Consider the following 21,779-nt stretch of genomic DNA (forward strand, 5'->3'; position numbering starts at 1 on the left):
CCGATGGTACTGCAGGGGGGACCCTGTGGGAGAGTAGGACGCCGCCGAACAATTATTCAGAAGAACCCCCATCCGGGATCCGGATGGGGGTTCTTTGCATTTCCAGAACTGTGCGATCTATTCGTCGGAGCCGGAGCCGGAGCCGGAGCCGGAATCGGGCTCCGGTCCCGTCCCGGGTCGCGCCTTCTCGGTGGGCTCCTGCCCTTGGGCCTGGGCCTGGGCCTGCTGCTGGTCATCCGGACGCGGCGTCCGGGAAGCCTGTGCTGCCGGCGAAGGCTGACTCGACCCCTGACCCGACGGTTGGTCCGTCGCCGGAACCGACGGCTGATCCGTTGTCTGAGCCGGTTCGGCGGGAGCCACCGAGCTCTCCGCGGTCCCCCAGGCCGGGCGGCCGAGCCACTTGTCCGCGCTGTTGGTGAGACGGGCGACGCCTGTACCGTCCGGCCGCATGCTGTAGAGGTCGGCGCCGGCACCCGAGGGGGCCTGGGCGAAGACGATGGACTTGCCGTCGGGCGCGTAGGCGGCGGTGCCGTAGTAGGTGTCCGAGGGTGCGGGGGTGAGGGCGCCGATGGCGCTGCCGTCGGGGTGCACGGTGTAGATGCCTCCGCCGGGGGCGTTGTCGGGGCCGGCCGGGTAGGTGGTGAAGAGGATCTGGGTGCCGTCGGGGGACCAGTCCGCACGGTCGCCCGCGCGCAGTTCCCAGGGGGTGAGCTGGCGCAGCCCGGTGCCGTCCGCGCTGACGACGTAGATGGCGCGGCTGCCGGCGGGCTGCCCCGTGGCGCTGGTGCGGTACTCGAAGGTGAGCTGCTTCCCGTCGGGGGACCAGCTGGGGTTGCTGACGATGCCGGAGTAGGGCTTGTCGTTGGTGAGGAAGGTGAGCCGCTGGACTTCGGTGCCCTCGGGGCTCATCAGGTAGAGGTCCGAGTACTGGATCTGGCGGCTGCCGGTCGAGTCCTGGGCGCCCCAGGATCGGCTGAAGGCGACCTGCTTGCCGTCCGGGGAGAAGGCGGGGGCTCGTTCGTCCTCGTTGGCGCAGTCGGCGGTGCCGCTGTCGCAGAGCTGGTTGATCTGGTGTTCGGGGCCGCCGTTGGTGGGGACGGTCCAGAGCCGGGCGGTGCCGCTCTGCGGGTCGGTGCGGTCGAAGGCGATGGTGGTGCCGTCGGGGGACCAGTCCGGGCGGTCGTCGAGGGCGCGGGCCGGCGGCTTGGTGACCTGGTGCTGGCCGGTGCCGTCGGGGGAGAGGGTGACGATGGCGCTGCTGGTGCGGGCGGAGTCGGTGTAGGCGCGGCTGACGATCAGTCCGTTGTGCGCGGTGGCCGCGGGCGCTCCGACGGCCGCACCGACCACGCCGGGGGTCTCGGCCGGTCTCGCCTCGGGGGTGCTGGTGGGAGTCTCCGGCCGGATCTCGGAGAGCGGGATCTCCCCGGGTTCGGCTCCGCAGCCGGTGAGCAGGGTGCCCAGAAGCAGGAGGCCCGCACCGGCGCTCGCGCGGGTGCGGGCCCTGCCCGTGGGTGACTGCCGTGTGCCGGTGGTGATCCGTGCCATCTCCGCCTCCGAGCCTTTCGACCGTTCCGACGTGTGCCCCCGCCGCGGATTCAGGACGAAGGCCCCTGGAAGGAGCTGTCACTGTGTCAGACGGGTGGCGTCGGCGGTCGGGCGACACGCGACGGAGAGTTCCCGCTCGGTCGCACGGAGTAGACGGAGGGCGGGGGAGGCGGGGAGGCCGGCAGGTGGGGCGGAGAAGAGAGGAGAAAGGAGAGAGAGGGGGGAGAAAGAGCTGTCAGTCCCGGGCGGCGCGGCGCTCGGCCCGGGCGAGGGCCTCCGCCTCGTCCTCGGCCTCGGCGACCTCCAGGGTGGGGGCGGTGCCACCGAGGTGGGCGGGCAGCCACCAGGTGTCGTCCTGGCCGGAGGGCTTGGCGGGGTACTCGCGCTGGGCCTGGTCGAGCATCTCGCTCATGGCGGCGCGCAGCCGTCGGGTGACCATCACGGGCTTGTCGTTCGGTCCGAGGTGGATCGGTTCGCCGATCATGATGGTGACCGGGACGTGCCGCTTGGTGAGGGTCTTCGGGCGGCCCTTGGTCCAGAGCTGCTGGGTGCCCCAGAGCACGACGGGCAGCAGCGGGGTGCCGGAGTCGGCGGCCATCCGGGCGGCGCCGGTCTTGAACTTCTTCAGCATGAAGGAGCGGCTGATGGTCGCCTCGGGGAACACCCCGACCACCTCGCCGGCCTTGAGGGCGCGCACGGCGGCCTCGTACGCGGGCTGCCCGTCGGTGCGGTCCACCGGGATGTGCTTCATGCCGCGCATCAGCGGGCCGGAGATCCGGTGCTTGAAGACGTCGTCCTTGGCCATGAAGCGGGTCTTGCGCTTGCCGCCGCGGTACGCGCCGAGGCCTGCGAAGAGGAAGTCCAGGTAGCTGATGTGGTTGCTGACCAGTACCGCTCCCCCCCTGGCGGGGATGTGTTCGGCGCCCACGATCTTGATCCGCACGTCGAGCGCGCGGAAGGCGGTGAGTGCGGCGCCGATCACCGGCGGGTACACGAACTCTGCCACGGTCAGTCCTGACTTCCACGGGCCGGAGCCCGGTTCGGCGGGTACCCGCTCCGTTGTGCGGGCGGCGCCGACCGGAGCACGGCACTCCGCGGCGGTCACGGGTGATTCACGGAGATGATCCCCCGAACGAGTGCCCGCTGTCACCTGAGGCGTGCGGTCAAGCGAATTTTGGCGGTGTGATCTCCGTGATGAATTCGAACGGGAACTTTTCCGCCGCGCACATCACGCGCCGGCGGTGAGTCGGCCCTGGGCGCGCCGGACCAGGGGGTAGAGCTCGCTGCCCACGCAGTAGCCGAACGCGGCGTTGGCGAAGGCGGCGGTGAGGGCGGCCGAGCAGGCCAGCGCACCGAGCCAGGTCACCTCGGCGCAGTAGCCGAGGGCGCCGACCGCGGTGAACACCATGAGGATGCCCTGGTCGAAGCGGAGCGGCCGCTCGTCCTCGGTCTCGGAGGGCGGTGCGAGCCGGGGGAGCACGAGCGCCTGGAACAGCCGGACGTACGGGGCCATGCGCAGGCCGCCGAAGGCACCGAGGGCCAGGACGAGCGTCTGGGCGGCCAGGAGGGGGCAGTTGCCGGTGCGCAGGACGACGGCCAGGACGATGGAGGTGAGCGCTGCGGCGAGGCGGGAGCCGCGGGGATCGGTCTGCAACGGTGGCTCCGGGGGTCGCGACGGGCGGCGGCAGCGGCGGGGCGTCGGCGGCGGGCGTCAGCGTCGTCGGTGGAGGACGGCCCGGGCCGTGGCGGTGACGCGGCGGCAGGCCGGCGGCGGCGTTGGGCGACAGTCGGAATCCACCGGCCGATCGTACGTGGCCGGGCCCTGGCGGTCGACCGTGTTTCGGGCGCGGAGGGCCCTGCCGCAGACTGGGGGGATGACCTGGCCGCCGGTGCGTGTTGTGGTGCCTCGACGGTGGCCGGGACCGGCCCGCCGTGGGCCGGGCGCGGGATCGGGAGTGACGGGAGGCCGAGGGTTGAGCACCGAGGACGGGGCGGTACGGCTGTCGGAGGCCGAGTTGGGCGGGCCGCTCGGCACGCGGGCGACGCTGGTGCAGTTCTCGACGGCCTTCTGCCAGCCGTGCCGGGCCACCCGGAGGGTGCTCTCCGAGGTGGCCGGGATGGTCGACGGGGTCGAGCACGTCGAGGTGGACGCGGAGGAGCGGCTGGAGCTGGTCCGCCGGCTGGAGGTCCGGCGGACGCCGACCGTCCTGGTGCTGGACGGGGAGGGCCGGGTGGTGCGGCGGGCGGCGGGGCAGCCGCGCAGGGCGGACGTGATCGCGGCGCTCGGGCGCGTGGTGTGAGCGTGGTGTGAGCAATCCGGCGGCAGTTGTTCCGCCCCGTCGGGTGGAGTCGGCTCCGGGCTGGGGCAGGATGGGCGCAGGCGGCGGGAGCGGCCGAACGGCATAAGCTACTGGCCAGTAGTGACCGCTGCACTACCGGCGAGTATGCTGCCAGGAAGTTCCGGACCGGCACGGGAATTCGCTGCCCGGAGCGGGTGCGTGCCGTGTTCGCGCCCGCTTGCACCGCCGCAGCCGCCGGACGAGACCAGTACAGGAGACAAGGCCGTGAGCTTGAGGATCGTTGTCTGTGTGAAGCACGTGCCGGACGCGACGGGTGACCGTCGTTTCGCGGACGACCACACCACCGACCGGGAGGGTGTGGACGGCCTCCTGTCGGAGCTGGACGAGTACGGCGTGGAGCAGGCGCTGCGGATCGCGGAGGCGAACGAGGGCGCCGAGGTGACGGTGCTGACGGTGGGGCCGGACGACGCGAAGGACGCGTTGCGCAAGGCGCTGTCGATGGGTGCGGACAAGGCCGTGCACGTGAACGACGACGACATTCACGGCACGGACGTGATCGGGACGTCGGCGGTCCTGGCGAAGGCGCTGGAGAAGACCGGGTTCGACCTGGTGATCGGTGGTATGGCGTCGACGGACGGCACGATGGGTGTGCTGCCGGCGCTGCTGGCGGAGCGTCTGGGTGTGCCGCAGGTGACGCTGCTGTCGGAGGTGTCGGTCGAGGGCGGTGTGGTGCGGGGTCGTCGTGACGGTGACGCGGCGACCGAGCTGGTCGAGGCGGCGCTGCCGGCGGTGGTCTCGGTGACGGACCAGTCGGGCGAGGCCCGGTACCCGTCGTTCAAGGGGATCATGGCGGCGAAGAAGAAGCCGGTGCTGTCGCTGGACCTGGACGACCTGGGTATCGAGGCGGACGAGGTCGGTCTGGCGGGTTCGTGGACGGAGGTCGAGTCGGTGGCGGCGCGTCCGGCGCGGACCGCGGGCACGGTCGTCAAGGACGAGGGCGAGGGCGGCAAGTCGCTCGCCGCCTTCCTCGCCGACCAGAAGTTCATCTAGTCCCACCCGTTCGCGCATCCAACGATCGATCAGGAGCAACGAATCATGGCTGAGATCCTGGTTCTGGTGGACCACGCCGACGGTGCGGTCCGCAAGCCGGCCCTGGAGCTGCTGACCCTGGCCCGCCGCATCGGCGAGCCGTCCGCGGTCGTCCTCGGCGCCGGTGCGGCCGCGGCCGGCATCGCGGCGAAGGCCGGCGAGTACGGCGCGGTGAAGGTGTACGTCGCCGACGGCGCCGAGTTCGCCGACCAGCTGGTCGTCCCGAAGGTGGACGCCCTGGCCCAGATCGCCGGGGCCGGCGACGTCGCCGCCGTGCTGGTGACGTCCTCCGGCGAGGGCAAGGAGATCGCCGCGCGTGTCGCGCTGCGGATCGGCTCCGGCATCATCACCGACGCCGTCGACCTGGAGGCCGGCGACGGCGGCCCGGTCGCCACCCAGTCGGTGTTCGCCGCGTCCTTCCAGGTGAAGTCGAAGGTCACCAAGGGCGCGCCGGTCATCACCGTCAAGCCGAACGCCGTCGCCCCGGAGGCCGCCCCGGCCGCCGGCGCGGTGGAGAACGTCGCCGTCGCGTTCACCGGCAACGCCGCCAAGGTGACCTCGCGCACCCCGCGCGTGTCCTCCGGCCGCCCGGAGCTGACCGAGGCCGCCATCGTGGTCTCCGGCGGCCGCGGCGTCGGTGCCGCCGAGGGCTTCGGCGTGGTCGAGGAGCTCGCGGACGCGCTGGGCGCGGCCGTCGGCGCCTCGCGCGCGGCCGTGGACGCCGGCTGGTACCCGCACAGCAGCCAGGTCGGCCAGACCGGCAAGCAGGTCTCCCCGCAGCTCTACATCGCGGCGGGCATCTCCGGCGCGATCCAGCACCGGGCCGGCATGCAGACCTCGAAGACCATCGTGGCCGTCAACAAGGACCCCGAGGCCCCGATCTTCGAACTGGTCGACTACGGCGTGGTCGGCGACCTCTTCCAGGTGCTGCCGCAGCTCACCGCCGAGGTGAAGGCCCGCAAGGCCTGATCCCCGGACGACAGCGGAGGGCGTGGCGCCGAGTGGTACTCGGTGCCACGCCCTCCGTCGTTCTCCCTCGTTCTCCGGCAGCACCCCGGGCGCGCCGCCGCCCCGCCCGCCGCTCCCTCGGCCCAGCCCCACCGCGCCTGAATGCTGGCCCCGCCCGTCGTCCCCGGAGCGCGGCGCGCGGGGCGGCGGCCCGTAGAGTCGGCGCCGGCGCGTGACGCGGAGGCGGACGCGCCGGTCGAGCGCGTGGCGCACGGGCGCGGCGCGGTGGCGCGGGACGAGGCGAGGACGGTGGCATGGCACTGCTGACGGCACTTCAGGGCGGTTTCGGCGACGGGGCGGAGGCGCTGCGGATCGACGGCCGGGCACTCTCCCGGGAGGACCTGCTGGGCGCGGCGACCGCCGTCGCCGACCGGGTGGCCGGCGCCCCGGCGCTCGCGGTGCTCGCCAGGCCCACCGTCGAGACCGTCACCGCCGTGGTCGGCGGCCTGCTGGCGGGCGTCCCGGTGGTGCCGCTGCCGCCCGACTCGGGACCCAAGGAGCGCGAGCACATCCTGCGGGACTCCGGCGCGGCGCTGCTCGCGCACGCCGTCGGGGAGACGCTGCCGCAGGGCACCTCGGTAGCGGGGCTGCCGGTCGACCCCGAGCAGCGCTCCGCCACCACCTACGCCGAGCCGGACGCCGCGTCGACCGGTTTCGTGCTCTACACCTCGGGCACCACCGGCGCGCCCAAGGGCGCGGTGATCCGGCGCGAGGCGATCGCCGCCGACCTGGACGCCCTCGCCGCCGCCTGGCAGTGGACCGCCGAGGACACCCTCGTGCACGGCCTGCCGCTGTTCCACGTGCACGGGCTGCTGCTCGGCGTGCTCGGCGCCCTGCGCACCGGAAGCGGCCTGGTGCACACCGGGCGGCCCACCCCGGCGGGGTACGCGGCGGCCGGCGGCAGCCTGTACTTCGGCGTGCCCACCGTCTGGTCCCGGGTGGCGGCCGATCCGGACGCGGCGGGCCGGCTCGCCGCCGCCCGGCTGCTGGTCTCCGGCAGCGCGCCGCTGCCCGTCCCGGTGTTCGAGAAGCTGGCGGCGCTCACCGGGCACGCCCCGATCGAGCGGTACGGGATGACCGAGTCGCTGATCACCGTCAGCACCCGGGCGGACGGCGAGCGGCGCCCCGGCAGCGTCGGGCTGCCGGTGGACGGGGTCCGCACCCGGCTGGTCGGCGAGGACGGCGCGCCGGTGCCCCGGGACGGGGAGAGCGTCGGCGAACTCCAGATCAGCGGCCCGACGCTGTTCAGCGGTTACCTCAACCGGCCGGACGCGGACGCCGAGGCGTGGACGGCGGACGGCTGGTTCCGCACCGGTGACGTCGCGGTGATCGGGGCGGACGGCTTCCACCGGATCGTCGGCCGCGCCTCGGTGGACCTGATCAAGAGCGGTGGCTACCGGATCGGCGCCGGCGAGGTGGAGGCCGCGCTGCGCGACCACCCTGCGGTCGCCGACGCGGCGGTGGTCGGCGTGCCGGACGAGGACCTCGGACAGGCGATCGTCGCGTACGTCATTCCGGACGGCGCCGTGACGGGGGACCAGCTGACGGCCTTCGTGGCGGAGCGGCTCTCGGTGCACAAGCGGCCGCGCCGGGTCGTCCTGGTGCCCGAACTGCCCAGGAACGCGCTGGGAAAGGTGCTGAAGAAGCAGCTGCTGGCGGAGGCCGGCGGCAGCTGACGAGGGGGGTGGCGGACGCCCTCTCGGATGACGGCCGTTCACCCTGATGCGCCGTCGGTGCTCACCACCGGTGACCCTTCCATTGGCGCACTCCACTGCGCGCAGTGAGCGGACGCGTGCCTAACGTGACACGCAGGCAGAACCGAATCCCCGGGCGACACGCCGCGGCTTCCGGTCGCTGGACCGGAAGCCGCGGCGTGTCGGGCGGGGACCCTGCCGACAAGCACGGCCAGTCCTGGCCGGTCACAGCAATCCGCTGCAGTCCGCAGCGATCCGCAGCAGTGAAGGAAGTCAGCACGATGACCACCGTCAACACCGGCGCGCCGGCGGCCGCCGGCGAACCGACCGGGCAGCAGCCCGCCGCCACCGTCCGTACCTCCCGCCCGTCCCGCACCGCGCGACTCCGTCGGGGGATAGCCATGGTGGCCGTGGTCGCGACCGGGGCGGGCGTGATCGGCCTCGGCACCGGCGCCGGCACCGCGGCCGCCGAGCCCGCCCCGGCGCACGCCGGGTGGGACGGCTCCAGGTACTGGTTCAAGAACAGCCAGGGGCAGTGGCGCTGGACCTCGCACTACAGCGTGTACGCGGCCCGCACCGGGGGTGGCTCCGCGTCCGCCGCCAAGGCCACGAGCAGGCCCTCCGGTGGGATCCGGGAGGGCTGGGACGGCTCCCGCTACTGGTTCCGCAACAGCAAGGGCGAGTGGCGTTGGACCTCGCACTACGACATCTACCTGGACCGCACCGGCGGCGGCTCCTCGTCGGACTCCGCGGGCTCGGGCCACTACAACGACTCGGTCGCCGAGGACCGGGACGTCGAGACCGCGGTGCAGTTCGCTCTCGCCCAGCTGGGCGTACCGTTCCGCACGGCCGGCAACGGGCCGGACGGCTACGACTGCTCGGGCCTGGTGCAGCAGTCCTTCCGACGCGGCGGCATCGACCTGCCGCGCGTGGCCAACGACCAGTACGCGGCGACCACGCCGATCGGGGCGAGCCAGTTGCGCCGCGGTGACCTGCTGTTCTGGGCGCCGGACGGGACCGCCCGGGGCATCCAGCACGTGGCGATCTACCTGGGCGACAACAGGTACGTCGAGGCCGCGCGGCCCGGGACCAACATCCGGGTCTCGGGGATCAGCAGCGGCTACTACCCAGCGTTCATGGGGCGCCCGTAGCGGGGCCGGACGCCGGCCCGTCGGGGGTGCCGGGTCCGCCCGGTGCCCCCGACGGGCGCTGCGCGGGCGGGTCCCGGTGCTCGCCGACGCGTGGTCGGAGGTCCGTCGGGCGGGGCAGGGCTCCGCGGGCGCCGAGGCCGGTGACGGCGAAGGCCCCGGCGGCGACGGCGGTGGCGGCCGCCTCGGACAGCGTGGCGCCGCGGGCGAGCGCGGCGGCCAGGGCGCCGCAGAAGGCGTCGCCGGCGCCGGTGGTGTCGACCACCCGGACGGCGGGGGCGGGCAGCCGGGCGGACGTTCCGTCCACGGCGACCAGCGCACCCTCGCCGCCGAGGGTGACCACGGCGCCCTCGGCGCGTTCGGCCAGGACCCGGGCGGCCTCGGCGACGTCGACGGCGCCGGTGAGCTGGCGGGCCTCGACGGCGTTCGCGACGACCAGCGGGCGGCGTCCGGAGGGGCCGGCCTCCGGCAGGGCCCCGGCGGGGGCGGTGTTGTGCAGCCAGCGGGTGCCGCCCGAGGGGCCCGCGGCGGGGAGGGCGGCGGCGGCCGCCCGGATGCATTCCGCGGGGACCTCGTTGCTGGTCAGGACGACGTCGACGGGGAGCAGGCGCAGGCGGGTGAGCGCGGCGGTGACCTCCTCCGGGGTGAGGTGGGCATTGGCGCCGGGCACGACGACGATGCTGTTCTCGCCGGACGGGTCGACCATGACGATCGCCTGACCGGTGGGTGCGTCCGGGTGGGTGAGCACGGCGCCCGTCTCGACCTGCGCGCCCCGCAGATCGGCGAGCGCCGCCTCGCCCTCGGCGTCCCGCCCGACCTTGGCGACCAGGTGCGTCGCCGCCCCCAGCCGGGCCGCGGCCACCGCCTGGTTGGCCCCCTTGCCGCCGAAGCCCCGGGCGGCGCCGGTGGCGAGGACGGTCTCGCCGGGAGACGGGAGTACGGGGCAGCGGAGGATGCGGTCGGTGTTGACCGAGCCGATGACGACGACCCGACCGGCGGGAAGCAGCTTCATCGTTCCTCTGTACGCGGCAGGGCGCGGGTGGCGCAAGGAGGCGGGCGGTGACGGGCGAGCGCGGGGCGGGCACGGTGTGAGCACAGGGCGGGCACGGGGCGTGCACGCGGGAGCGCGAGGGTGCACGGGTTGGGGCGTGCGGAGCGTACGAGCGGGGCGTGCGCGGCAGGTCGACCCATCGGGCGCCCTGTGCTCCCGCCGTGGTGAAGGGGTGCAATTTTGATGTAGACCGGTCTGCATATTTCCGTCCACGGGCTCCTGACCTGGGCACATGCCCCTGTCACGGGGCAGATCGGGGCGTGGCGGCGGGCGCGCCGGAGAGGTATGGGGAGCGGCATGGCGCGGGTACCACCACGGGTGGCGCCGGTTCGACCGACGGGGGCGCTGCCCGGTGCGAACGGCACCGGGGGAAGTCGAGGGCAGGGGACGTTGTGATCGTCTGGGTCAATGGCACATTCGGGGCGGGCAAGACGAGCGCCTGCCGCGAGCTGGTGGAACTGCTGCCCGGGAGCGTGCTCTTCGATCCCGAGCTGGTGGGCTTCGGCCTGCGCCGGATGCTCCCGGCCGACCGGTTGGCGACGGTGTCCGACTTCCAGGACCTGGCGGCCTGGCGCCGGCTGGTCCCCGAGACGGCGGCGGCGCTGCTCGGTGAGGTCGGGGGTCCGCTGGTGGTCCCGATGACCCTGCTCAGGGAGGACTACCGGGACGAGATCTTCGGCGATCTGGCCTCGCACGGGATCACGGTGCACCACGTCGTGCTGGACCCTGAAGAAACGATCCTGCGCGACCGCATAGCCCGCCGCGAGGAGTGCCCGGGCGATCCGCAGGGCAGCGAGCGGGTCCGCACCTGGTGCCTCGAACACCTGCCCCACTACCGCGCCGCCCGCCGCTGGCTGGTCGGGGACGCCCGGATGATCGACACCAGCGAGCTCTCCCCCCGGGAGACCGCGCACCGGATCGCCGAGCTGGTCCGGGTCGGCGCCGCCCGCTGTCCGATCGTCCAGACCCCGGACCCGACCGGGGACACCGTGGCCTCCGCCGTGCTGTTCTTCGACGAGCAGGACCGTGTGCTGCTGGTCGACCCGGTCTACAAGCCCGACTGGGACTTCCCCGGCGGCGTGGTCGAGCGCGGCGAGGCCCCCACCGACGCCGCCCTGCGCGAGACCGCCGAGGAGCTGGGCCTGCGCCTGGACCCGTCCACGCTGCGCCTGCTCGCCGTCGACTGGGAGCCGCGCACCGGCCCCCGCCGCGGCGGCCTGCGGCTGATGTACGACGGCGGCCTGCTGGACGAGGAGGGCCGGCAGCACCTGCTGCTCCAGCAGGAGGAGCTGCGCAGCTGGCGATTCGTCACCCTGGACGAGGCCGGCGAGCTGCTGCCGCCGGGGCGCTACCGGCGGCTGGCGGCCGCGCTGGACGCGCGGCGGAGCGGCGAGCTGCGGTACCTGGAGGCGGGGAGCCGGGTGGCCGTCGGGCTGGCGAGCACGGCGGACGCGGCGTAGGGCCGGTAGGGCGGCGGGGCTGGTCGGGGCGGGGGCGTCGGGGCGGGGCGGAATCCGTCGGCGCGGGGCGGGAGGCCGGCGTGGCGGCCCGTGGAACCCCATCCGGTGCACCTCCGGTGCGCAGGGCCGCGGTGGCGGGCGGGAGGATGGGGGCATGCCGTTCACGCTGAGCCATCCCGCCGCCGTCCTGCCCCTGCTGCGTGCCGCCGGCGCGCGCGGGCCCCTGGTGGCCTCGGCGCTCGTCGCCGGGTCGATGGCGCCGGACGTGCCGTTCTTCGCCGAGTCCCTGCTGCCCGGGGTGTACGGCCACGGCGGGCTGACGCACCGCTGGTGGGCGGTGCCGACGCTGGACGTGGCGGTCGCCGGCGCACTGGTGGCCGGCTGGCACGGGCTGCTGCGCGGGCCGGTGGTGGCGCTGCTGCCCGAGCGCTGGGCGGGCGGCGCCGAGGCACTGACCGCCCGCCGGGCTGCGGACACCCGGGACCCCGGGGACACCCGGGACTCCGGGGACACCCGGGGCCCCGCAGGCGTCGGGGCGGTCGGTGGCGCGGCGTGGTTCGCGGCCTCGGCGGCGATCGGCGCGGCCACCCACGTCGGCTGGGACGCGTTCACCCACGGGGGCCGGCTGGGGGTGCGGCTGCTGCCCGTACTGGACCGGCCGGTGGCCGGGGTACCGCTGTACGAGGCGGTGCAGTACGGCAGTTCGGCGCTCGCCCTGGCAGCGCTGGGCGGCTGGGCGGTGCGTGCGGTGCGGGCCGTGGAGCCGGTGCGGCCGGCCGTGCGGCTCGCGCCCCGGACCCGGCGCGCGGCCGTCGCGCTGCTGGGCGCGGCGACGGCCGCCGGGGTGGTGCACCGGCTGAGCCCACTGCGGCGGAACCTGGTGCCGGAGGTCTGCTTCGGCGCCGGGGCCGGGCTCGCGGCGGGCGCGGTCGGGTACGCGGCGGTGCTGGCGGCCGCCCGCCGACTGCGCGGCGGACGGCCGGACGCCGTCGGGCGGGCTCCCCGAGGCGCCGCCCCGAAGGTCCGTCAGACGGAGCGCAGTTCGGCGTAGCGGCGGAGGAACAGCGCCTCGGTGAGGGCCATCCGCTCCAGCTCCTGCGGGTCGACGCTCTCGTTGACCGCGTGGATCTGGGTGGTCGGCTCCTCGACGCCGATCAGCACGATCTCGGCCTGCGGGTAGAGCGAGCGCAGGGTGTTGCAGAGCGGGATCGAGCCGCCCTCGCCGGAGGTGACCATCGGGGTGCCGAAGGCCTCGGCCATCGCCTCGCCCATTGCCTCGTACGCCAGGCCGCCGGTGTCGGCGCGGAACGGCGCGCCGTTGCCCTGGCGCTCGACGGTGAGCCGGGCGCCGAGCGGGACCTGCGCCTCCAGGTGGGCGACCAGTGCGTCCTGGGCGGCGTGCGGGTCCGAGCCCGGCGCGACGCGCAGGCTGATCAGGGCCTTGGCGGTGGCCTGGACGGAGGAGGTGGCGCCGATCACCGGCGGGGCGTCGATGCCGAGGACGGTGACGGCCGGGCGGGCCCAGAGGCGGTCCGCGATGGTGCCGGTGCCGGTCAGGGCGACGCCGTCGAGCACCTTGGCGTCGGCGCGGAACTGCTCCTCCGGGTACTGCACGCCGGACCAGGTCTGGTCGGCGGTCAGGCCGGCCACCGCGACGTCGCCGTTCTCGTCGTGCAGCGAGGCCAGTATCCGGACCAGGGACTGGAGGGCGTCCGGGGCGGCGCCGCCGAAGGCACCGGAGTGCAGGTTGCCGGCCAGCGTGGTGACCGTGGCCTCGACGACCGTCATGCCGCGCAGCGAGGCGGTCACGGTGGGCAGGCCGGGGGCGAAGTTGCCGGTGTCGCCGATGACGATGGCGTCGGCGGTGAGCAGCTCGGGGTGGGCCTCGGCGTAGCGCTCCAGGCCGCCGGTGCCCTGCTCCTCGGAGCCCTCGACGATGATCTTCAGACCGACCGGGTAGGCGTCGCCGTGGACCTGACGCAGCGCCCGCAGGGCGGTCAGGTGCATCAGGATGTTGCCCTTGCAGTCGGCGGCGCCGCGCCCGTACCAGCGGCCGTCGCGCTCGGTCAGCTCGAAGGCGGGGCTGAGCCAGGCGTCCTCGTCCAGCGGGGGCTGGACGTCGTAGTGGGAGTAGAGCAGGACGGTCGGCGCGCCCTCGGGGCCGGGCAGCTCGCCGTAGACGGACTGGGTGCCGTCCGGGGTGTCCAGCAGCCGGATGCCGGTCAGACCCTCGGCGGCGAAGGCCTCGGCGACCCAGTGCGCGGCCTTCTCGCACTCCTCGACCGGGAACTGGCGCGGGTCGGCGACCGAGGGGAAGGCGACCAGCTCGGCGAGGTCGGTGCGGGCACGGTCCATCAGGGACCGGACGGCGTCGGCCAGGGGCTGTGACATCGGGGCTCCGAGGAGACGGTCCGCCCTGGGGTGGAGCGGGCGGAGGAGGTGGTTTGCGGTAGTGCCGATCATAGGCGGGCGGAACGGGGAGTTCCGAGGGTGCGGGGTGAGCGGGTGGCGCCGGTGCGGGGGCGGCGCGCTCGCCGGACGGGGCCGGACGCATAGGATTGCTCGACGTGACTGACTCCGGAAGCTCCGATTCCCGCAGCCCGCTCGACAGCCCGGCCGAGAACGGTCCGACCGACGACGCGGCCGCGCCGCTGGACGGCGTCTGGGACGTCGTGGTGGTCGGCGCCGGACCGGCGGGCTCCTCGGCCGCGCACGCCGCCGCGGCTCAGGGCCGCCGGGTGCTGCTGCTCGACAAGGCCGAACACCCCCGGTACAAGACCTGCGGCGGAGGCATCATCGGCCCCTCCCGGGACAGCCTGCCGCCGGACTTCCGGCTGCCGCTGCAGGACCGGGTGCACGCCGTCACCTTCGCCTACGACGGCAGGTACACCCGCACGCGGCGGTCCAAGCGGATGCTGTTCGGCCTGGTCAACCGTGACGAGTTCGACCTGCGCCTGGTGCAGGCGGCCAAGCAGGCCGGGGCGGTGCTGGTCACCGGAGTGACCGTCACCGGCGTCGAGCAGCGCGGCGGCGAGCACCGGACGGCGCTGGTGACGGCCGCCGACGGGCGGACCTTCGAGGCCCGTGCGGTGGTCGGCGCGGACGGCAGCGCGAGCCGGATCGGCCGGCACGTCGGCGTGACCTTCGACCAGATCGACCTCGGCCTGGAGGCGGAGATCCCGGTGCCGGCGCAGGTCGCCGCCGACTGGGCGGGCCGGATCCACCTCGACTGGGGCCCGCTGCCCGGCAGTTACGGCTGGGTGTTCCCGAAGACCGAGACCAGCAGCCTGACCGTCGGTGTCATCTCGGCGCGCGGCGACGGCGAGCGGACCAAGCAGTACCTCGCCGACTACATCCGCCGGCTGGGCCTGTCCGGGTTCACCCCCCAGGTCGAGTCCGGGCACCTGACCCGCTGCCGGGCCGAGGACTCGCCGCTCTCCCGCGGCCGGGTGCTGGTCGCCGGGGACGCGGCCGGACTGCTGGAGCCGTGGACCCGCGAGGGCATCTCGTACGCGCTGCGCTCGGGCCGGCTGGCCGGCGAGTGGGCGGTGAAGGTCGCCGAGGCGGGCGACGCGGCGGCGGTGCGGCGCGAGGCGCTGAACTACGCGTTCGCGGTCAAGGCCGGGCTGGGCGTGGAGATGCGCGCGGGCAAGCAGCTGCTGGGCGCCTTCGAGCGGCGGCCGTACCTGTTCCACGCGGCGGTCTGCCTGGTGCCGGCGGCCTGGCGGGCCTTCGCCCGGACCACCCAGGGGCAGACCTCCTTCTCCCAGGTGCTGCGGCAGTACCGGGCCGCGCGGCGGCTGACGGCGATGGCCTCGCGGTAGCGCGGTAGCGGCCGTCGTGGCGCGGGGCCGGTGCTCCTCCCTGGTGCGGGGAGGAGCACCGGCCCCGTCCTGCCTGCGACGCGGGCTGCGCGGGCCCGGGTCGCGGTGGGCGTGTACGTGGGCCCGGGGCGGGCTCGGGCGGACTACTTGAGGCCGGTGTCCAGCGCGGACATCAGGGTGCCGGACGGGGTGTCGCCGGACATCTCCCAGATCATGCCGCCGAGCAGGTTCTTCGACTTGAGGTAGGCGGTCTTCTGCGCGATCGACCAGGCGTCGTCGAAGGTCCACCACTGGCCGCCGGCTCCCGTGTAGCCGTACGTCGCAATGGACTTGGGGTCGTGGTAGACCTTGAGGCCGGAGAGGCTGGTGATCAGGTTGTTGTACCCGCGGGTACCGGCCTCGTCGGAGAACTGGCCCGGTGCGGCGCCGTTCGCCGACTGCCAGGCGCCGTTCGCGCCGCCGTCCGCGACGCTCTGCCAGCCGCGCCCGTAGAACGGGAAGCCGATGGTCAGCTTGCGCGGGTTGACCCCGGCGTTCAGGTACGTCTGGACGGCCGTGTCCACGCTGAAGTGGGTGGTGTACGGGTCGTTCGGGTCCTGGTAGAGGTTGGAGGCGTGGCCGGTGCGGTTCGGCTCCCAGGAGTTGTCGCTGCCCGAGCCGTGGAAGTCGTAGCCCTGGACGTTGGCGATATCCAGCGAGCCGAAGATCTTCGAGAGGTCCCAGCCGGCGGCGACCTTCGCCGGGTCGGCCGGGGTGAAGGCGGTGAGCAGCTTGTGCGAGCCGCCCAACGCGTCCAGCTGCTTGCGGAATTCGGCCAGCAGCAGGGTCAGGTTGCCCTTGTCGTTGGCGCTCCAGTGGTTGCCCGGGTGGCCGTCGCCGGAGCCGGGCCACTCCCAGTCGAGGTCGATGCCGTCGAAGATGCCGGCGGCCACGCCGTCGCCGCCGGCGCCGTTGTAGGCCGGCAGGTTGCCCTTGATCCAGGTGTCGATGCAGGACTTGACGAACTTCTGCCGGGACGCGTCGGTGGCGGCGGCGTCGGAGAAGTACTTGGAGTAGGTCCAGCCGCCGAGCGAGACGACCACCTTCAGGTTCGGGTACTTGGCCTTGAGCTTCTTCAACTGGTTGAGGTTGCCGCGGAGTTTGCCCCAGCCGTCGTCGGCCACGCCGTCCACCGACTGGTCGGCGCTCATCGCCCGGCCGTAGTCCGCGTCGGCGTCACCGGCGCCGGTGCCCTGGTCGGGGTCCTCCGGGTTGCCGCTGGTGCCCTTGGTGACGCCCGCCATGCAGGTCAGGTTGACCGGATCGATGTTCTCGAAGGCGTAGTTGATGACGTCGAGCTTGGCGGCGGCGCCCGAGGTGTCCAGGTTCTTGACGAAGTACTGGCGGCCGTAGATGCCCCACTGGACGAAGTAGCCGACCCGGGCGTACTTTCCGGCGCCGACCAGGTCCGAGGTGGTCACGGAGAGCGGGGCGGACGCGGGTGAGGCGTTGTCGGCGGGGTCCCGGGCCTTCACGGTGAACGTGTAGGCGGTGGACGGCGACAGGCTGCCGACGGTCGCGCCGAGCGTGCTGCCGGTGACCGTGGCCGCCAGGGTGCTGCCCTGGTAGACGTCGTACGCGGCGACCCGGACGTTGTCGGTGGCGGCGTTCCAGGCGAGCTTCACGTCCGTCGAACCGACCGCCGTCGCCCGGAGGTTGGTCGGCGCGGTGGGCGGCGAGGTGTCGGTGGACGGGTCGAAGGTGGACGCGGTGACGGACGGGCTGAGCGGGCCGGTGTTGCCGCGGCTGTCCTTGGCCCGGACGGTCAGGGTGTACGAGGTGGCCGGGGTCAGGCCGGTGACCAGGACGCCGGTGGACGGGCCGGAGGCGAGCACGGTGCCGCCGCTCAGCACGTCGTAGCCGACGACCGGGAAGTCCCCGCCGGTGGCGGCCGGCCAGCTCAGCGCGAGGGTGTGCGCGGTGGACTCGGTCACCGTCGGGGTGCCCGGCGCGGACGGCGGGACGTCCGCGGAGCCGTCGCACTTGTCGCCGTTGATGCGGCAGTTGAGCGGGGTGGAGACCGGCCCGTTGCCCACGAACCAGAAGCTGTACGGCTCGGTGGTGCTGTGGGCGTTGACGGTGGAGTTGTAGAACGCCGCCGTGGCGGTGACGTGCCGGCCGTTGACGGTGGCGGTGCCGTTGTAGCTGTTGCCGATGGTGACGCCGGCCGGGAGGTCGAACTCCAGGGTCCAGCCGCTCACCGCGGCGGCGTTGTCGTTGTGGACGATGTAGGTGCCCTGCCACCAGGAGCCGTTGTCGGCGCTGGTGAAGGTGGCGGTGAGCTTTCCGGCGGCGTTCGCCGGGGCGGCCAGCGCGGTGAGCGCGGCGAGGGGAAGGAGCAGGACGGAGAGCAGTGCCAGCAGTCTGCTGCGCACGCGCGGGCGCCCGGCCCGGGATCGAGCGGACATGGTTCTCCCTGTGGCTGTGGGGGTTGAACAGGGTGACGTAGAACCTTGGTTGATCCATTGATCCGTGTGCGATCGATGCCTGTGCCGTGGGGAGGCGAAGGCATGGGAACTGTAGGAGGACTGGACCAATGCGTCAACAGGTCTGTACCACTGACGGGCCCCCGGACCCCGCCCCGGCCTCCGTCAGTTCGTTCCCGCCCCCGTCAGCTCGTCCCCGAGCGGGCTGCGCCGGTACAGCACCGAGCGGCCGTGCCGCGCCCGGGTGACCAGGCCGGTGGCGGCGAGGACGGAAAGGTGCTGGCTGACCGCGCCCGGAGTGACGCCGAGGCGGAAGGCGAGGTCGGTCGTGGAGGCGGGCTCGGCGAGCAGCGCGAGCAGCCGGGCCTTCGGCGCGCCGACCAGCGCCGCCACGGCCTGCGGCGGCACCGGCGTGCCCCGGCCGGCCAGCCCGGCCTGTCCGCGTGCCGGGTAACTGATCTGCGGCGCACGGTCATTGCTGATCATCGTGATCGCGCCGCGGACGAAGAAGGTCGGGCAGAGCACCAGGCCGCGCCCGTCCACGGGCGTCTCCACGTCCCCGTCCGTCCAGTTCCGGCTGATCGACAGGACGCCGTTCTCCCAGTGGAGCCGGTGGTCCAGGTCGGCGAAGAGGGCCGCCGCGCCGTGGTGGGCGAGCAGCCGGGCGCGGTAGACCAGGTCGGCCTCCAGAACGGCGCGGGCCTGCGGCCACCAGGTCGGGGCGAGGCACACCTCCCAGTACTCCTCCAGCGTGTCGGCGATCCGCGCCAACAGCCGCTCCGGGCGGGCGAGTCCGGCGGCGAGTGCGGCGGGCAGCGGTTGGCCGTGCGAGAGGAACGTCTGCTCCAGTTCGGCGCGCAACTGCTCCGGGGGGAACGCCCGGACGGTCGCGATCTCGGAACGGAACTCGGGGGAGGGGGAGGTGGGGCGCGGCGTCAGGAAGTCGGGGACGAAGCGGTTCTCGGCGACGAGCGAGAGCAGAAGACGGGAGTCCAGCCGTTCGAAGGTGGGACTGAGCTGCTCGAAGGCCCTGGTCTGGAGGTGGTAGACGCCCGGGTGGGTCCACATCCGCAGGCTGAGTGCCGCCTCGTGGATCGGGGAGACGGCGAACCAGGTGGTGGCGAGGTCGGCCAGGCGGAGCGTGAACCGGTGCACGGGGCATCCTTCTGCGGGGATCGGCCGGGGCGGGCGGTCCGGCTTAGGATTCAGCCAGAGCCTAAAGGAGTACTGGTCCGCTCCGGCGCGCGGTGGGATCCATGCATGACCACCTCGACGGCGGAGTCCTCCGCACCTTCCCCTGCCGTGCCCGAAGACCGGGCTGCGCCTGCGACCCCCCGTGCCACCGGGGTCGCCGCCGCGCTGCGACGCCGGCTGCACCCCGACCCGACGGTCCGTCGGCTGGCGGGGATCACCCTGGTCAACACGGTGGGCAACGGCCTCTCCCTCTCCGTCGCGGTGCTGTTCTTCACCCGGGTGCTCGGCCTGAGCGCCGCCCAGCTGGGCCTCGGGATGACCGCCGCCGGCCTGTGCGGGGTCGTCGCGAGCGTGCCGGCCGGCCGGGCCGCCGACCGCTGGGGTGCGCGGCGGGTGCTGGTGGTGCTGGTGTCGGTGCAGGCGATCGGCACCGCCGGGTACGCGCTGGTGCACAGCTACCCGGCGTTCGTCGCGCTGGCCTGCCTGGTCTCCGCGGTCGACCGCGGCTCCGCCGCCACCCGGAACGCGCTCTACGCCGAGGTGCTGCCCGCCGACCGCCGGGTGGCGGGCCGGGCCCACCTGCGGGTGGTGACCAATGTCGGGATCTGCCTGGGAACGGCTGTCGGCGCGATCGCGCTCCAAGTGGACACCCGGCCGGTGTACCTGACGGCGATTCTGGCCGACGCCGCCTCCTTCGTGGCCGTCGCCGTGCTGTTCCACCGCCTCGACATCCCGCAGCGCCCGTCGGTGACCGGAGCGTCGGCGCCGTCGGGGTCCGGGGCGGCAGTGTGCGAGCCGTCCGAGCCGTCGGAGTCCGGGGCGCCAGCGTCGGAGCCGTCCGCTCAGACCGGAGTCGCGAACCCGTCGGACCCGTCGGGCCGGGGCGTCAAGCAGGGCCGGCGGCCGAACCCGGCGCTGCGGGACGGTCCGTTCCTGGCCGTGACGGTGCTGAACGCACTGCTCTGCCTGCAGTTCGCCGTCCTTGAGGTCGGCGTACCGCTCTGGATCGTCCAGGAGACCGACGCGCCCCGGATCACCGTCGCGGGCACCCTGATCGTCAACACCCTGCTGGTGATCACCCTGCAGGTGCGGGCCACCCGGGGCACCGAGGAGCGGACGGGGGCCGCCCGGGCCTGCGGGCGCGCCGGAGTGGTGCTGGCCGCCTCCTGCCTGGTCGTCTCGCTGGCGCACGGCCTGCCCGCGGTCGTCGCGGCCGTGGTGGTGCTCGGCGGGGTCGCGCTGCAGTCGCTCGGCGAGGTCGCCGCGCAGGCGGGCGGCTGGGCGCTCAGCTACGACCTCGCGGGCGAACGCGATCACGGCGCCTACCAGGGCGTGTTCAACGCGGGGACGGCGGCGGCGCTGATGGCCGGTCCGGCGCTGGTCGGCGCCCTGGTCATCGGGTACGGCATGGTCGGCTGGGTCGTCCTGGGCGCGGTGCTGGCCGCGGCGGGCCTGGCGATGCGCCCCGCCGTCCGGTGGGCCGGGCGGCGGGAGGCGAGCCCCGGCGCGGTGTGAGACGCGACGGCCCCGGGCCGGCTACTCGGGGACGATCGCCATCGCCTCGATCTCCATCAGCACCTCGGGCTTGAACAGGGCGGCCACCTGCATCGCGGAGGAGGCCGGCAGCGGAAGGGAGCCGAAGTGCTCGTCGCGGGCCTCGCGGACGGCCGAGAGGTGGGCGATGTCCGTCATGAAGTAGGTGAGCTTCACGACGTGCTCGAACCCGGCCCCGGCGGCGGCCAGGCAACGCCGCAGGTTCTCGAAGACCTGCCGCGCCTGCGCCTTCGGATCGCCCTCGCCGACCAGGTTCCGCTGCTCGTCGAAGGCGACCTGGCCGGACACCTGGACCATCCGGCCGCTGCCGGTGACGACCTGGGTGTAGCCGGTACCGGGCGCGACTCCGGGGGGCTCGGTGATGTGGGTGAGATGAGAGGTGGTCATGGCGCGGATCCTGATCCATGATCCGCCACAGCCGCAAGCCCCGGCCCCGACGGCCGACCGGCCTCAGCGCACCACCTCGGGCAGTTCGCGCAGGAACGGGCGGTCGGTGGAGGGGAGTTGGGCGGCCGGTCCGCCCGAGCGCAGCACCACGTCGAGGACGGCGTCCGGATCGGCGGCGTAACCACCGCCGGCCCACGCCGCGTTGGCCTCCACCACGGCCCAACGGCCGTCCTCCGTACGCCCGACGTCCACCACGGCGGCACTGGGCAGCGGCGCGTCCGACGCCGACGCGGCCAGCACGTCGGCGGTGAAGGCGAGCACCTCGGCGGTTCCCCCGTCGGGTGCCCTGTCGGGTGCCCCGGCGGTCTCCAGCGGTGCGACGGACAGGTCACCGTCCACGGCGTAGCGGGAGCCGGCCCGCACCGCGCCGTCCAGGACGAACAGCCGGTACTCGACGCCGAACCGAACGACCTCGCTCACCAGCACCGGCGTGTCACCGTCCAGCAGTTCGGGCCCCGGCAGCGTCCCGCCGTCGGGGTGGACCCGGGCGGCGAACAGCTTGTCCACCGGCGGCTTCACGAAGGCCGGGCGGCGCAGCCGGCGCGCCTCGGCCAGGGTGCCGAAGGAGACCCGGCGTCCGGTCAGCGCGAGCGGCAGCCGGGTCAGCCAGTCGGCGGCGGGCTCCAGCAGGCCGAGGCCGAGCTCCCGTCCGACGGCGTCGCCGAACAGCGGTCCGCCGTACACGTGCACCGCCGAGCCGCGCAGCCCGGGCGGCGCCTGCCAGGACGTCGCGGTGCACGCCCGCAGGCCGCGGCGTCCGGCGGCGGTGCGCAGCTGGAGGCCCGTCTCGTTGATGCGCGGCGCGAGCAGCAGGACGGGATCGGCGGTGGTCATGGCGACGATGCTGCCCCCGGTGCTGGGCCCGCCACCACCGGATTTCGGCGGAGCCGAGCGGCCGGGAGCCGGTAGCGCCCGGCCGCTCGGCTCCGGCCGAGGGGCGGGTGGGCTCTGGCCGAGGGGCGGGTGGTCATGCCAGAGTCGTGCCGCGTTGTCCGGGCAC

At 74.1% G+C, this 21,779-nt stretch carries 18 protein-coding genes; 9 read left to right on the top strand and 9 right to left on the bottom strand.

Annotated elements, in window-relative coordinates; all coding sequences use genetic code 11:
• Positions 1–117: 117 nt before the first annotated feature.
• The 3 genes from ACFVVA_RS32825 to ACFVVA_RS32835 all read right to left on the bottom strand — a co-directional run bounded on the left by ACFVVA_RS32825 (position 118) and on the right by ACFVVA_RS32835 (position 3,199).
• Positions 118–1,545: a hypothetical protein gene (locus ACFVVA_RS32825; protein WP_387694400.1), complete on the bottom strand. Its 1,428-nt coding sequence runs from the start codon at positions 1,543–1,545 to the stop codon at positions 118–120.
• Between the two features lie 235 nt (positions 1,546–1,780).
• Positions 1,781–2,551, bottom strand: coding sequence for a lysophospholipid acyltransferase family protein (locus ACFVVA_RS32830; RefSeq protein ID WP_359915562.1), 771 nt, complete (start codon positions 2,549–2,551; stop codon positions 1,781–1,783).
• Positions 2,552–2,773: 222 nt separating this feature from the next.
• The gene (locus ACFVVA_RS32835; RefSeq protein ID WP_359915560.1) at positions 2,774–3,199 is read right to left on the bottom strand and encodes a DUF4395 domain-containing protein; all 426 of its coding nucleotides are present in this window, start codon (positions 3,197–3,199) and stop codon (positions 2,774–2,776) included.
• Positions 3,200–3,518: 319 nt separating this feature from the next.
• Here ACFVVA_RS32835 and ACFVVA_RS32840 point away from each other — a divergent pair, with 319 nt between their 5' ends.
• From ACFVVA_RS32840 to ACFVVA_RS32860, 5 genes are all read left to right on the top strand, one after another.
• Positions 3,519–3,845 carry a TlpA family protein disulfide reductase gene (locus ACFVVA_RS32840; protein WP_387694401.1) on the top strand — a complete coding sequence of 109 codons (327 nt, stop codon included), beginning with the start codon at positions 3,519–3,521 and terminating at the stop codon, positions 3,843–3,845.
• A 264-nt stretch (positions 3,846–4,109) separates the two neighbouring features.
• Positions 4,110–4,895, top strand: coding sequence for an electron transfer flavoprotein subunit beta/FixA family protein (locus ACFVVA_RS32845; RefSeq protein WP_387694402.1), 786 nt, complete (start codon positions 4,110–4,112; stop codon positions 4,893–4,895).
• A gap of 45 nt (positions 4,896–4,940) precedes the next feature.
• On the top strand, positions 4,941–5,903 hold the full coding sequence (locus ACFVVA_RS32850; RefSeq protein ID WP_387694403.1) for an electron transfer flavoprotein subunit alpha/FixB family protein: 963 nt from the start codon (positions 4,941–4,943) through the stop codon (positions 5,901–5,903).
• 293 nt (positions 5,904–6,196) lie between these two features.
• Positions 6,197–7,618 (top strand): acyl-CoA synthetase, encoded by a 1,422-nt coding sequence (locus tag ACFVVA_RS32855; protein ID WP_387694404.1) that lies wholly within the window; start codon positions 6,197–6,199, stop codon positions 7,616–7,618.
• 299 nt (positions 7,619–7,917) lie between these two features.
• Positions 7,918–8,787, top strand: a complete 870-nt coding sequence (locus tag ACFVVA_RS32860) for a C40 family peptidase (RefSeq protein WP_387694405.1) — start codon at positions 7,918–7,920, stop codon at positions 8,785–8,787.
• Here ACFVVA_RS32860 and ACFVVA_RS32865 read toward each other — a convergent pair.
• Positions 8,771–9,796: a PfkB family carbohydrate kinase gene (locus tag ACFVVA_RS32865; RefSeq protein WP_387694406.1), complete on the bottom strand. Its 1,026-nt coding sequence runs from the start codon at positions 9,794–9,796 to the stop codon at positions 8,771–8,773. The genes ACFVVA_RS32860 and ACFVVA_RS32865 overlap by 17 nt on opposite strands.
• Before the next feature lie 431 nt (positions 9,797–10,227).
• Between ACFVVA_RS32865 and ACFVVA_RS32870 the strand changes: the two genes are divergently transcribed.
• Both ACFVVA_RS32870 and ACFVVA_RS32875 read left to right on the top strand, forming a co-directional pair.
• Positions 10,228–11,295, top strand: a complete 1,068-nt coding sequence (locus tag ACFVVA_RS32870) for an NUDIX domain-containing protein (RefSeq protein WP_387694407.1) — start codon at positions 10,228–10,230, stop codon at positions 11,293–11,295.
• 154 nt (positions 11,296–11,449) lie between these two features.
• The gene (locus tag ACFVVA_RS32875; RefSeq protein WP_387694408.1) at positions 11,450–12,346 is read left to right on the top strand and encodes a DUF4184 family protein; all 897 of its coding nucleotides are present in this window, start codon (positions 11,450–11,452) and stop codon (positions 12,344–12,346) included.
• Here ACFVVA_RS32875 and ACFVVA_RS32880 read toward each other — a convergent pair.
• Positions 12,322–13,686 (bottom strand): dipeptidase, encoded by a 1,365-nt coding sequence (locus ACFVVA_RS32880; protein ID WP_387694409.1) that lies wholly within the window; start codon positions 13,684–13,686, stop codon positions 12,322–12,324. The two genes, ACFVVA_RS32875 and ACFVVA_RS32880, sit on opposite strands and share 25 nt — an antisense overlap.
• 176 nt (positions 13,687–13,862) lie before the next feature.
• Here ACFVVA_RS32880 and ACFVVA_RS32885 point away from each other — a divergent pair, with 176 nt between their 5' ends.
• A complete protein-coding gene (locus ACFVVA_RS32885) occupies positions 13,863–15,119 on the top strand; it encodes a geranylgeranyl reductase family protein (RefSeq protein WP_387694410.1) in 1,257 nt (418 codons plus the stop codon).
• A 143-nt stretch (positions 15,120–15,262) separates the two neighbouring features.
• Here ACFVVA_RS32885 and ACFVVA_RS32890 read toward each other — a convergent pair whose 3' ends face one another.
• Together ACFVVA_RS32890 and ACFVVA_RS32895 are read right to left on the bottom strand one after the other, a co-directional pair.
• Complete coding sequence (locus ACFVVA_RS32890; protein ID WP_387694411.1) at positions 15,263–17,566, bottom strand: glycosyl hydrolase family 18 protein; 2,304 nt, start codon at positions 17,564–17,566, stop codon at positions 15,263–15,265.
• Positions 17,567–17,749: 183 nt separating this feature from the next.
• A complete protein-coding gene (locus ACFVVA_RS32895; RefSeq protein ID WP_387694412.1) occupies positions 17,750–18,739 on the bottom strand; it encodes an ArsR/SmtB family transcription factor in 990 nt (329 codons plus the stop codon).
• Positions 18,740–18,844: 105 nt separating this feature from the next.
• Here ACFVVA_RS32895 and ACFVVA_RS32900 point away from each other — a divergent pair, with 105 nt between their 5' ends.
• Positions 18,845–20,293 (top strand): MFS transporter, encoded by a 1,449-nt coding sequence (locus tag ACFVVA_RS32900; protein ID WP_387694413.1) that lies wholly within the window; start codon positions 18,845–18,847, stop codon positions 20,291–20,293.
• Positions 20,294–20,314: 21 nt separating this feature from the next.
• On the opposite strand, the gene ACFVVA_RS32905 is transcribed toward ACFVVA_RS32900, so the two are convergent.
• Positions 20,315–20,719 (bottom strand): RidA family protein, encoded by a 405-nt coding sequence (locus ACFVVA_RS32905; protein ID WP_387694414.1) that lies wholly within the window; start codon positions 20,717–20,719, stop codon positions 20,315–20,317.
• A 63-nt stretch (positions 20,720–20,782) separates the two neighbouring features.
• Positions 20,783–21,613 (bottom strand): ATP-grasp domain-containing protein, encoded by an 831-nt coding sequence (locus ACFVVA_RS32910; protein ID WP_387694415.1) that lies wholly within the window; start codon positions 21,611–21,613, stop codon positions 20,783–20,785.
• Between the last annotated feature and the right edge of the window lie 166 nt (positions 21,614–21,779).

It is taken from the genome of Kitasatospora sp. NPDC058048, from assembly GCF_042885555.1.
GTDB classification, from domain to species: Bacteria; Actinomycetota; Actinomycetes; order Streptomycetales; family Streptomycetaceae; genus Kitasatospora; species Kitasatospora lactacystinica.